The 257-nt window shown below is 30.4% G+C and carries 1 protein-coding gene; it reads left to right on the forward strand.

Annotated elements, in window-relative coordinates:
* Window positions 1-257 (forward strand): glutamine amidotransferase-related protein (locus ACX6CF_RS26460; protein WP_458788373.1); only part of this gene is annotated, 257 nt, incomplete at both ends.

Here is a 257-nt window from a genome sequence, read left to right on the forward strand (position 1 = left end):
AATTGCCTAGATATTATAAAAAACATTAGTAGTAGTATACCAATACTAGGGATATGCTTAGGACATCAATGTATTGGTAAAGCATTCGGTGGTAATATTACTCATGCTAAAAGCTTGTACCATGGAAAAAGTAGTTTGATTAATCATAATAACAGAAATATTTTTATAGGTGTAAAAAATCCATTAAGAGTTGCAAGATATCATTCATTAGCAATTGAAAAAGGTAGTTTGCCCCTATGTTTTCTAAACATAGGGGC

Source organism: Vallitalea sediminicola (genome assembly GCF_054408565.1).